Annotated in this window: 11 protein-coding genes; 6 read left to right on the top strand and 5 right to left on the bottom strand. The window is 64.9% G+C overall.

What is annotated here, in order from left to right; all coding sequences use genetic code 11:
* Window positions 1-508 precede the first annotated feature (508 nt).
* From U9978_RS05950 to U9978_RS05940, 3 genes are all read right to left on the bottom strand, one after another.
* Window positions 509-709, bottom strand: a complete 201-nt coding sequence (locus U9978_RS05950) for a DUF86 domain-containing protein (RefSeq protein ID WP_322760035.1) — start codon at window positions 707-709, stop codon at window positions 509-511.
* A gap of 25 nt (window positions 710-734) precedes the next feature.
* Window positions 735-1,043 carry a hypothetical protein gene (locus U9978_RS05945; protein ID WP_322760034.1) on the bottom strand — a complete coding sequence of 103 codons (309 nt, stop codon included), beginning with the start codon at window positions 1,041-1,043 and terminating at the stop codon, window positions 735-737.
* 504 nt (window positions 1,044-1,547) lie between these two features.
* Window positions 1,548-2,795: a hypothetical protein gene (locus tag U9978_RS05940; protein ID WP_322760033.1), complete on the bottom strand. Its 1,248-nt coding sequence runs from the start codon at window positions 2,793-2,795 to the stop codon at window positions 1,548-1,550.
* A 142-nt stretch (window positions 2,796-2,937) separates the two neighbouring features.
* Between U9978_RS05940 and U9978_RS05935 the strand changes: the two genes are divergently transcribed.
* Window positions 2,938-3,684: a helix-turn-helix domain-containing protein gene (locus tag U9978_RS05935; RefSeq protein WP_322760032.1), complete on the top strand. Its 747-nt coding sequence runs from the start codon at window positions 2,938-2,940 to the stop codon at window positions 3,682-3,684.
* A 76-nt stretch (window positions 3,685-3,760) separates the two neighbouring features.
* Here U9978_RS05935 and U9978_RS05930 read toward each other — a convergent pair whose 3' ends face one another.
* Both U9978_RS05930 and U9978_RS05925 read right to left on the bottom strand, forming a co-directional pair.
* The gene (locus U9978_RS05930; protein WP_322760031.1) at window positions 3,761-4,153 is read right to left on the bottom strand and encodes a type II toxin-antitoxin system VapC family toxin; all 393 of its coding nucleotides are present in this window, start codon (window positions 4,151-4,153) and stop codon (window positions 3,761-3,763) included.
* Window positions 4,150-4,380, bottom strand: coding sequence for a FitA-like ribbon-helix-helix domain-containing protein (locus tag U9978_RS05925; protein ID WP_322760030.1), 231 nt, complete (start codon window positions 4,378-4,380; stop codon window positions 4,150-4,152). The genes U9978_RS05930 and U9978_RS05925 overlap by 4 nt, the downstream gene beginning before the upstream one ends.
* Window positions 4,381-4,642: 262 nt before the next feature.
* Between U9978_RS05925 and U9978_RS05920 the strand changes: the two genes are divergently transcribed.
* The 5 genes from U9978_RS05920 to U9978_RS05900 form a co-directional block, all read left to right on the top strand.
* Entirely contained in the window at window positions 4,643-5,212 is a 570-nt protein-coding gene (locus U9978_RS05920) for a heme-binding beta-barrel domain-containing protein (RefSeq protein ID WP_322760029.1), read from the top strand.
* A gap of 23 nt (window positions 5,213-5,235) precedes the next feature.
* Window positions 5,236-5,403, top strand: coding sequence for a hypothetical protein (locus U9978_RS05915; RefSeq protein ID WP_322760028.1), 168 nt, complete (start codon window positions 5,236-5,238; stop codon window positions 5,401-5,403).
* A gap of 122 nt (window positions 5,404-5,525) precedes the next feature.
* Window positions 5,526-9,545 carry a helix-turn-helix domain-containing protein gene (locus tag U9978_RS05910; protein ID WP_322760027.1) on the top strand — a complete coding sequence of 1,340 codons (4,020 nt, stop codon included), beginning with the start codon at window positions 5,526-5,528 and terminating at the stop codon, window positions 9,543-9,545.
* Window positions 9,546-10,269: 724 nt separating this feature from the next.
* Window positions 10,270-11,091, top strand: coding sequence for a hypothetical protein (locus tag U9978_RS05905; protein WP_322760026.1), 822 nt, complete (start codon window positions 10,270-10,272; stop codon window positions 11,089-11,091).
* A 70-nt stretch (window positions 11,092-11,161) separates the two neighbouring features.
* Window positions 11,162-11,948 (top strand): CHAP domain-containing protein (locus U9978_RS05900; protein WP_322760025.1); only part of this gene is annotated, 787 nt, incomplete at its 3' end.

Genomic DNA, 11,948 nt, shown 5'->3' with positions numbered 1-11,948 from the left:
GGTGCGCCTCTGATGCGGGGCGACGAGCCGTAGCGTCCCCGGGTTGGCGCGGCGAAGCACGCGGATGGAGGCGAACGACTCGGAAGCCACTCGGAAGTCCAGTGCTTCCGAGTTCAGCTCCGGCATGGGCGGTTCGTCATAGGCATTACTGTGCGTAGCGGCATAGATCCTCGGCATGAGTGCCACGCCAAGGGATGATCTCCAATTCCGGGTCTGTGCGCCGGGCTGTCTGGTTGCTGATCAGGCTGGCCAGCTGATCTTTCAGCTCCAAGGGTTCGGCGGCGCCACACCAGCTACCAACGAGGCGGCGAATCATGGCATCGCAGGTCACCCTCGAGCGCGTGCGGCGCTGATCCGGGAGCTTTCATCTGGTCTCACCTTCGTCCTGAGACCAGATTTCGTCTCGGATCGCGGATATCACGGCGGGATCCATAATCGACTCGCGCGTCGCCTTCAGCGACAGGCGCACAGCCCGCCGATCAGCGTGCGGCGGTGTTACCGTCCGCATTCAGTTCTTCCGTTCGAGCTGATCCACTACGAGTGGAAACTCGGCCTTCACCAGAGCCGTCAGCTGGTCCCGCAGCGGCGGAAGCGACGCCGTCGCTATTCTCCAGACAATTGACCACTCGATCTCGACGTAGGCGTGAACGGCGAGATTGCGAAATCCTGACGCTGAGCGCCACGGCATGTCAGGCCAGCGATCGTGCACCTCGGGCGAAACCCATCCGGCGGCATCACTCGGCCACCGCTGGCAGTTGGCGGCTGTGTGCTTGCAGCGACCGGTCGTAGTCCTCGGCTGCGAGCTCCATCCGGATGCGTCGTATGTCGGCGGGGTCGGCTTCGCTGTGCCCGGCGATCGTGACCTGGCCCGCTCCGGTCCGCCGTTCTGTGTAGCCGCACGACGGTGCCGATGATCCGCGTGTTCTGCCCGCCGGTGTTCCCGCGGAATCTGCGAGCTCGCGCAGGGCTCTCGACCTCGGCGCCTCCCGCGCGTACCGTGGATATGCACGGACGGCCATGTCTGCGAGCTGGAGCCCCTCCACGCGGCTCGGTTGATCGATGCGACCACCGTGGCTGTCGAGCGCCCCCAGGCGATCCGACAGTCGGGGTCCGCCTGTAGCGCCGCTTCGTATCGCCGCAGCTTGGTGGTCTCGAACCGCACGATATGCGCGACCGTGTAGTCCAGAGTCGCGCCACGCGCCTGAGCGAGCCACGACAGTCGCTCCAGCAAGAACCTCAGCGTGTAAAGGTACGCGTACTCTTCGCTTGGCAGAACGTCAGAGAGATGTCTCTTGCATACTACGACGGTGGAGATCGTGAGCCATGGGAGCGCCCCGACCGTCCGCGCGACGTGAAGACGCGGGGAATGTCCCTTGAGATTCTGCCAGTGCAGAGTATCGCCCGGGCGTCGCTTGAGGTCGATACGGAGCTGAGCCAGCTCGGCGGCCATCGCCGGGAGGTGAGCGTCCGCGAGAATCACTGCGGACATGACGAAGTGGTCGGTCGACCTCGCAGTCACCGCGCGATCCCCCGCCTCGTCGATTTTTTCAGGGCGTCTCGGTGGGGTTGTCGGCGACGTCGAAGCGACGCACGTTGCGTAGTCGCCAGCGGTTGCCGACGGACACGAGGTCTCCCTCGGCCACCGCTGGCAGTTGGCGGCTGTGTGCGTGCAGTGCCCGGTCGTAGTCCTCGGCGGCGAGCTCCATCCGGATGCGTCGTATGCCGGCGGGGTCGGCTTCGTTGTGCCCGGCGATCGTGACCTGACCGGCTCCGGTCCGCTGTTCTCTGTGTAGCCGCACGACGGTGCCGATGATCCGGGTGTTCTGCCCGCCGGTGTTCCCGCGGAATCTGCGAGCGGCGCCGCCGAGCACCGGAATCATGTCGCGGGTGAACACCAGCGGCGGTGTCGTGCGTCGCACGGGTCGGGCCAACGCCCAGCCGAAAGTCATCTCAAAGGGATTGCCGGCCTGTCCGCCCATTCCGGCCAGCGCCTCGCACAGGTTGGCGCTCACTCCCCGCTGAACACCGGCGTCGAAGACGTGGAGATCTTCACCGGCAAGCACCCGGGTCGACGCTTCGTGAGCGGTCAGGACGGCTCGATACAACCCGAGCGACACACGACGTTCGAAGGGCTGCGTTGACTCCAGCACGGTTGACTCCAGCACGGTTGACGCCGGCTCGTCGCCTTCGGCTGCACCATCGGCCTCGGCCTCGGCATCGTCTTTGTTCTCGGCAGCTGGCAGTAGGGGCTGCTCGGGTACAAGCGGTGGTGGGACGGGGGTCAGAACGGACAGGACGAAACTGCCGACGGAGGTCGGGCCTATCCGGACTCCGCGCATAAACCGGCTGACCGCCGCGGGTTTCCGGCCCGATTGGACAGCCTGCGCCATGTCCGTGGCGACGGCGACCGCGACCGCCGCGAGGAGGTTTCGCGCGCCTTCGAACGCGGCAACGCCGTCGTCGATGGGAGTGGTGCCCGACGGAGTGTCCGGAAAGGTGCGGATGTACTGCACGTCCATGTCTACCGTGGACAGGTCCCGCCAGATGTCGAGCTCCGCCCGTCCCTCGACGGTCGACAGAACCTCCAGGAGGTCGGCGATCCGCGCACCGTAGTCGCGGACGCTGCCGTCCACGGGCAGCAGGGCTTCGAATTCGTCGCCGTCAGACCGGATCGTCCACACCCGCGCGCCCGCATACTCGCCGATACGCCGCCATCCTGTCGCCCCGAGATAGGTGGCGAGCTCGGACGGGGTGCGGGACGCGAGAAGATCACGACCCAGGATGTCGGCCCTCATGATGTCAGGATCCGCCGATCGGGCCGATCGGGCCGATCGGGCCGATCGAGCAGACTCTGCAGGGTCTGCCAACAGGCTCGCGAACTGCTGGAGTTCGAGCCAGCCGAGCCAGCCGAAGCGGCTTTGGTAAAATACCGCTCCCATGGGTGATGTAGAGCTACTCGATCAGGTACGTCGATTGCGCAGTGAGGGGAAGCCTCCGAAGGCGATCGCCCGCGCCCTTGGCGTGCCGCCCTCGGTCGTGGCCTCCCTGGTACGAGTCGTCGCTGCGGAGCGCGATGCCGTAGCGGGTGAACCGGAAGTCGCCGGTTGCTGGATCAACGTTGGTTGGAGCGCGGGACTCTCTGTTGACCAGTCACGGGGCTGGGCGGACGACAAAGCGGAAGCAGCATCGCAGGAAGACCTCGGCGGGCTGGTGAGTGTGCTGGTCGCCCGCAGGCATCGTTGGGACAAGGTATCGGTGTGTGGCTATCTGGCTGACGCCTACTGCCTGGGTGTCAAGAACGTCCGTGGCCCCGAAATCAAGAACGAACTGGATCTGCGGCAGTTCCTGCCGGACTACTACGTCGCCTACCCGCACGGATGGCAGGACGCGCCGATCGAGCTCGCTCGGCACATTGTGTTCGGCGCCGTCGAGTACGCCCGCGGCCTCGGCTTCGAGCCCCACGCCGACTTCGCACCGGCCGCCGACCACCTCGGTGCGTGGGAAGGGCCGTCAGCCATCACCTTCGGTAAGGACGGTAAGCCGTTCTATATCTCGGGTCCGCATGACAACCCCCGCGAGGTTATCAAGACGCTGGAACGCACAGTCGGCCCGCCGCCCAACTTCCACTACCTGGCCAGGCAGGAAGCACCGTTTGTCCCCACCAGTCAGGATCATCTCCTGTGACGAGTCGGCCTACCTGATCATCCAACCTGGAACGGCATGCGCAAGGACGCTGTCCTGGATGTACGCGTTGCTGCGGCTACGGGAACAGTTCGATGGGGCAGTTGGTGCCGGAGCCACGGGAGATGCGGGCATCACTGGTGACCAGGGCGCAGTCCAGAAACTCCGCAAGAGCGACGTAGAAAGCGTCGTATGCGCTGTAATTGGCACGCAGTTGCCACACCCGCGCGAGCTGCGCGGGTAATGGTGCGCGTTGGATGGGAATCCTGGCGAGTAACGACAGGGCGGTACGCGCTTGCTGTTCGGGTAGCTTGCCGCCGAGGGTCAATCCGCGCAGGACCGAGAGGACTTCGGCATCGACAAGGCTCGGAGCGCTGAGGGTTTCACCACGGAGCCGTTCGCGTACCGCCTCGGCCGATGAGCTTTTCTCGATAAGGATCTTGACGAGAGCGCTGGCGTCGATGACGATCAACGGGTGGACCGGCCACGGTCCAGTTCGGTGAGGATGTCATGGGTGGTCACTGACGCCGCCGCGCTGGCCTGTGCGTGGTTCAGGACATCCTCGAGCGTCGGTTGCTGGGCGTCATGGACCAGCTTGCCCAGCAGGTAGTCCTGCAGGGACTGTCGGGCGCGCAGCGCGCGCTGCTTGTACGTCAGGTACACCTCGTCGGGGATGTTCCTGATCTGAATCGTCGCCACTGCGCCATAGTAGCGCGTATGCGCTTCCGTAGCGCTTAGAGCGACCGGCAATAGGGACGCGGCGCCGCGGGGCTGGGGCGCGTACCTCGCCACATCGCTCCCCGTCCAGCCGTTCGGTAGCGGGACTATGCGCCCGGATGCCGCCAGTCTCACGGGCCGAAATCTGCCGGATCCGCCCGCATTACCGGAGTCGACCGGTAACGTCCTGGCTGCCGGGCTGTGACGGTCCGGGAGGTTCGAGCCGGGTGAAGAGGGGTTCCGAGTGGAGAGCGTGCAGGCCACCGAGTTCGGGCCGTTGGCGGCGCTGGCCGGGGAGTGGGAGGGCGACGAAGGTCTGGACGTGGCCTTCTCGAACGCCGAGGGCCGCATCGTCGAGACACCGTTCCGCGAGCGCATGTCGCTCAAGCCGTTTGGCCCGGTGGAGAACGGCCCACAGGTGCTGTACGGCCTGGACTACCGCACCGCCGCGTGGCGCGCCGGGCAGGAGAACCCCTTCCACACCGAGCTCGGCTACTGGCTGTGGGATGCCGTTGCCGGCCAGGTGATGCGGTGCTTCACCGTGCCCCGCGGCCAGAGTGTGCTGGCCGGCGGCACTGCGGCGCCGGACGCGACCACCTTCACCATGCGGGCGGAGGTGGAGTCGGAGACCTACGGCATCCTGTCCAACCTCTACCTGGCGAAGGCCGCCCGCACGACCGGCTTCGAGGTCACGGTGACGGTGCAGGCCGACGGCGTCTTCGCCTACAGCGAGAAGACGTTGATCACCCATGCCCGGCTGGATGGCGTGGTCGAGCACACCGATCGCAACGTGCTGCGCCGCATCGCAGGCTGACCGGGAATCGCGGGCTGACTGGGATGGTCCTGCGACAGCGGCCCGCATCCCCCCGGTGGGGCCGGCGGCGTGGCGCGATCGTCGCCTTCTTCCGTCGCCGTCGTATCGAACAGCTCCTTGATGACCCGTACGCCCTCGGTGTCGGTCCGGACATTGCCGATCAGGAGATCATGCGCCAGGCTCGCCGGTGACCGTCCCAGTCGCTTCCGGTCAGCGAGGTCATTGCCGACCGGGCGCGTGATGTCCAGATCCGGATGGCCGCCTGAGCAGCCCGACCAGTGGGAACGCTCCGCACGAACGGACGGGATGGACTGTGTCCAACGAGGCTTTCGAGGACGGCGACAAGCCGGACCCGACCGTGATTGTGACTCGACAGGACTTCGCCCGGACGCTTTCCGCCGTCAAGGAGCGTGCCGGGCTGACGGTTCGGGACGTGGCCAAGGCTGTCGATGTTCCCGTCGGTACGGTTGGTGGCTATTTCAGCGGGCGTCATTTACCGGGTGTGAAACCACCGACGCTGCTGTCCGACATTCTGCGGGTCTGTGGTGTGACCGACCCGGTTGAGGTCACGGAGTGGGTGAATGCCCTCAACCGGGTCCGGCGAGCGCCGGGGAGACGGCCGGCAGGGGCTCCCGTTCCGTACCGTGGGTTGGCAAGTTTTCAGCCGGAAGACGCGGAATGGTTCTACGGCCGGGAGACGCTGACCGAGACGCTCGTGGCGCGGCTCACCGAGCGGCCCGGATCCGGGCTGCTCATGGTGGTGGGCCCATCGGGATCCGGGAAGTCCTCGCTGCTGCGCGCCGGTCTTATCCCCGTCATCCAGGCTGGCGAGCTGGTGGCGGGTTCAGAACAGTGGACACGCATACTTTTTACTCCTGGTACGCGTCCGATTGATGATTTCGCTCGGCACCTTGCAGTCATCGCCGGCATATCGGAAGAGAAGGCGATCGCCGACATCCGGCGAGATCCGAAACACTCCAGGGAGCTTCTCCGCCAAGCGGTGAATGCCGTGACATCCGGGGGCATCGGCCCGGCCACGGACCTGCGGGCGCTCGTGGTAGTCGACCAGTTCGAGCAGATGTTCATCGAATGTGGGGACGAGGCAGAGCAGCGGATATTTATTTCGGCGCTACATGCGGCGGGCGCCGAAATCGACCCTGGTGATGCCGATAGCGGGACTCCGGATGATCACGGCGCGCTTGCCCCGGCGCTCGTCGTGTTGGGTATGCGCGCCGATTTCTACCCACATGCCATGCGTTTTCCGACCCTGACCGCGGCGTTGCAGGACGCTCAGCTCGCCGTTGGGCCGATGTCGGAGACCGAACTTCGTCGTGCCATAGTCGAGCCTGCCCACAAGGCGAAGATCGAAATCGAAGAAGGCCTTGTCGAACTGCTTCTTCGTGATCTGGCCACGTCATCCCGTGACGCCACCGCCGCGCACGATCCGGGAGCGCTCCCGCTGCTGTCGCACGCGTTGCTCTCCACCTGGCAGCGTGGGTCACGGGGTACCCTGACCATTGCGGACTATCAGGCGATCGGTGGCATCCGGGGCGCTGTCGCCGACACGGCCGAAGACGTCTACACGTCCTTCGACAAACCGCAGCAGGACATCACCCGTAAGATCTTCCTTCGCCTTATCCATATTGATGACAGCACTGTCGACATTCGCCGCCGGGTCCGGACCCCTGAACTCCTCGATGATCGAACCGACAGTGACACCGCCGGGCTCGTGCAGCTCGTCCTCGACGGGTTTATTGAACGGCGTCTGCTCACGGTCGACGCGGACACGGTTGAGATCACTCATGATGCCCTGCTGCACGCCTGGCCGCGGTTACGCGACTGGTTGAACTCCGACCGGGCCGGCCTCCAGACGCACCGGCAGTTGACCTTTGCCGCTCAGTCCTGGGATGATCTCGGCCGCGACTCCACCGCGCTTTACCGCGGGACGCGACTGGCCGTCGCCGGCGAGTGGGCGGCTGATCCACGGCACTATGCCGACCTCAATCCACTGGAGCGCGAATTTCTGGACGCGAGCAGCCGGCAAGAAATGGCGGAACGGCGGCTCGAACGACGCCGTACACACCGGTTATACAAGTTGCTTGCCGCATTGAGCGTGTTGCTCGTCCTCGCCGGTGTACTGACCGGATACTCCGTCCAGCAGCGGGCGGAAGCCAACAGCCAACGTGACCTCGCCATCTCCCGCGAGGTTTCGATCAAGGCGAATCGGATACGTGACAGCGACCCGGATCTGGCCATGCAACTGTCGCTCGCCGCCTTTCGGATCGCGCCGACGGAAGAGGCCCGCGCCAGCCTTCTCGACTCGTCCGCCACCCCACCGGTGACCCGGATACTCGGCTTTCCCGGGGTGATGCAGACGATCGCGGTCGCCCGTGACGGGACACTGATGGCGGCAGCCGGCGCCGACCGGACCATACGCTTGTGGAGCCTGGCAGCGCCAGGCCGACCGGTCCCACTCGGGGCGCCGTTGACCGGCCATACGGACACCGTCTACTCCATCGCGTTCAGCCCGGATGGGCGCATTCTCGTCTCGGGTAGTGGTGACAAGACGCTGCGCCTGTGGGATGTGGCCGATCCCGACAGGCCGCGGCCGCTGGGCCCGCTGCCAACCGGAAGTCCCACCAACACGGTTTACTCGGTGGCGTTCAGCCCGGATGGGCGCACGCTCGCCGCGGGCAGCGCGGACAACACCATCCGGCTCTGGGACGTGAGCAACCTCGACAACCGTGGCCAGCCGGTGCCGCTCATCGCGGAAGTGACTGGAATGCGCGGCTACGTCCAATCGGTGGCGTTCAGTCCTGACGGGCATACTCTCGCCGCGGGCAGTGCCGATAAAACTGTACGGCTGTGGGATGTCACCAAACCCGTACAGCCGATTCCACTGGGCGAGCCGCTCACCGGTCCGACGAAGACAGTGTTCACCGTGGCTTTCAGTCCTGACGGGCGCACTCTCGCGGCCGGTAGCGCCGACCGGACAGTGTGGACGTGGAATATCACGACTCCCCGTATTCCGACGCCGCTGGGCCCGCCGCTGGCGGACGCGACCGGATGGGTGAATGCTGTGGCGTTCAGCCCGGACGGCCGATTTCTCGCCGCGGGCAGTTCCGACGACACGGTCAAGGTCTGGGATCTCGCCACCCGGCGCCTGTCAACCGTCCTGCGCCATCCGGGGCCGGTGACGGCAATCGTGTTCCGCACCGACCACACCATTGCGACAGCCGCCGCGGACGGCGTGGCGCGAGTGTGGGCCGTACCCGGTCCTGTAATTATCAGTCCTACCGATGTGGTTAACGTGGGATTCACCCCGGACGGCCACTCTTTGGCCGTGGCCGGCAGCAGCGCCGCCAACTCCCTCGGCTTGTGGGACATCAGTGACCCGGTCCGGCCGTTGCTACGCGGTCAGCCGGTGACGGGTCCGCCTGAGCACGGCCCGTTCTCGGGGTCACTGGCGGTTGCACCGGATGGGCACATCGTAGCCGTCGGTGGGAGTGACGGCACCGTGCATCTGTGGAATACCAGCGATCCGCAGCAGCTGGTGCTGCTCGGTCCGCCGCTGACCGGCCCCACCCAGACCTCTCAATCGATCGCATTCAGCCCCGACGGACGCATCGTCGCCGCGGGTGGCAATGACAGCACCGTGTGGTTGTGGGACATCAGTCAGCCATCGCATCCACGGCACCTCGTCACGCTTACCGGGCCTGGCAACTTCGTGTACTCGGTGGCGTTCAGCCCGAACGGGCGCACCCTCGCCGCCGGCAGCGTCGATCAGACTGTTCGGCTCTGGGACGTCACCGACCCGCAGCACCCGGCCGTTCTGGGCCTGCCGCTGACTGGACCGGCCAGTTACGTGTATTCGATCACTTTCAGTCCGGATGGGCGTACCCTCGCCGCGGGTAGCGCGGATAAGACAGTCTGGTTGTGGAACGTGACCGAGCCTGGGCATCCGCTGCATCTGGCCACGCTGGCCGGGCCGAGTAACTACGTGTATTCCGTGGCGTTCAGCCCGGACGGCCGTACTCTCGCCGCCGGAAGTTCGGACAAGACGGTGTGGCTCTGGGATACGACCCGCCCTGGGCGGCCGCAGCATCTGGCCACGTTGACCTCGCCCGCAGCGGCGATCTATTCGGTGGCATTCAATTCCAACGGGATGCTGGCGGCCGGCAGCGAGGACCACACCATCCGGCTGTGGGCGACCGACCCGGACCGTGTCGCCGCCTCGATCTGCTCGACCGTCGGAGATCCGATCACTTCTGCCGAGTGGCAGCAGTACATCCCGGGGAAGCCGTACCAGCTGCCGTGCCGCAGGAGTCGCTGAGCCCCATAGCGCCCAGGGGGTCTCGGCCTCCGGCGACACGAAAAACCATGATTGCGCCGCCTTTGGCCTTCTAGTTGATCTCACGCGCGGCTGTGCGGACTTGTACGGGCATTCGCCGTCGCCTGTCCCGCATGTCCAGTCGGTCGTTCACTGGTCCACAGCACCCCGAGTCGCGGCCGGGACCCGCGGTGCCGTGGACCCGGTGAGGCAAACAGGTCTCCCGGGATCCCCGCCGATGATCCTGATCGCAAGGGGGGAGATCCGATGGACTCCGAGTGACCGCGACTCCAGCGTGGGCCGTGAAGGGTAAGGACGGAGCGGGCCACGAACACGGCCAGATACCCGATCATGAAGTCCGATCGCCGACCTCCATAGTTGTTTTACGATAGTCAGATCGTTGTCTTTTGGACGCGGTACGGTAAGCGTGTCGATTGACGAGCGGTCCCGTGTCATTCTTTTGGCATTTTCCCGGGCAAGATGTCAGCTTGATCTGGCAAATACGCCTAGCCAACGACGACTGGGTCTGCAATCCTCTTTTACTGCGACGGTCGTGACGACGCGGCTGATGGGGGGCTATACGGAGATGAACGACATTGATCAGGCGATCATGGAGCTACGTGAGCTTCGGCGTGGACGGGGTCTCCTTGCCGATGACGTTCACACCCGTGTGGGGCCGCGTCTCCGACTGGCTTGCAGCATTGCCCAGGATGATCGTCCGTCGGTTGTGCGGCGGAAGTTGGTCCTGGGTCTCACCGAGCGCTGCAGCCGGCTACCTTCCGACCTTCGCCGGGCCGTCCTCGCGGCGTTGGCACTACATGAGGCGACAGATCAGAAGTTTCTCCACGAACGGATGGCCTGGCTCGCAGCCCAGTTCGACCGTGACCCCCGCACAGCACGCCGCCGGATGGACGAGGGTTTCCGGGTGCTCGCTGAACGACTCGGCTGTGCGGACGATCTTCCACTGGAGGCCTATAACGAGTACGTGCCCGACGGGTGGTATGTGGAGTCGTTGAAGTCGACATTCCGTTTCGATCTTGAAATTCCCAAACTGGTCGAGGAGCGCCTTATCGTGGCGACCGTCGACGAGTTGGACGAGATCACGGCTTCGCTGAGTGTACGGCGTGAAATAGCTCGTGGTGACGCCGAACACGAGATCCACGCTGAGATGGTCCATGGCGGTGAAATCACCGAATCCCGCCGCCCGGGCCATGACTACGCTCGGTTCATCATTCGCCTGCCGCGGCCGCTCAAACTAGGCGAGCGCCACGAGTATTCGGTGGAGTTCACCGCATACCCTCGGGAGCGACTCCGACCGTATTATCTCCTGACCCCGCTGCGCCGTTTTGATCACTTCAGCCTCAAGGTCAGGTTCGATGGCGGACGGCAGCCCGACAAGCTGTGGCGGCTGAATGGTGTTCATCCGAGAATAGCGGACGAGTTCACACCGAACGGAGATCTGCTGGACGTCGACTCGATCGGCGAGGTCCAGGCGGAGTTCTTCGGTCTCCGCCAGGGACTGCGGTACGGAGTGCAGTGGGCCTGTTGATCGATTAAGACTCGACTCAAGAAATGGCCGTGCGAACTCGTCCGGTCAGGTATGGATAAAGGTACGGCAGTTGTTCCAAATTCAGAAACATCCGCAATTTTTCGGGGGGAACATGAATAGCAAGAAACGTGTGGGGCTCGCAGCGCTCGCCGTCGTAGTTACGGCGGGAATCCTGACCGTTGGTGCTGCGGTATTTACCACTGCTGCAAATGCCGCAAATGCTGTAAGCGCGACGATCTGCTCGGCATCCGACACCGACTTCAGCTGCGATACCACCGGCTATCAGGGGCAGGCCGCTTGGAAGCAGTTCGTTGGACCGCACAACTGCACGAACTATGTCGCATGGCGGTTGTCGCGGAACGGTGTGCCCGAGCCAGACTACCTGCTTGGGAACGCTGGAGCCTGGGACGACAATGCTCGTGCTGGCGGGGTGCGGGTCGACAAGACGCCGGCAGTCGGTTCGGTGGCCCAGTGGGATCCAGGAGTAGACGGCGCTAGTTCGAGCGGTCACGTGGCCTATGTACAGGAAGTAGGAACGGACTCCATCGTCATTGCCGAAGACAACTACGTTAGCGGCCCGCTTCAGATCAAGAGAATTGATCGGGGCGCCGGCTGGCACGCCAACTTCATTCACTTCGGGGACTTGACCGCCTTTCCTGCCGAGAATGTCCGGTTCACCCGTAACGGCACGGGCGCGCAGTACCTGTCGATACGCGGCGCCGCGTTGCCGATCAGCTACGGTGACGCGGTCGCGTTCGACGCCGAGGGAAACCGGTCGGTCGCGGTGTACTCCGGTGCGCTGCCGGCCGCGGTGTTGCCGAACAACACGGTGATTCGTCCGGTTGGTCGGTCGGCGC

Origin of the sequence: Protofrankia sp. Cr2, assembly GCF_963555885.1 — a bacterium.
Taxonomy (GTDB): domain Bacteria; phylum Actinomycetota; class Actinomycetes; order Frankiales; family Frankiaceae; genus Protofrankia.
Note: the sequence above shows the minus strand (reverse complement) of the source record. Positions and strands in the feature narration are given on the sequence as shown.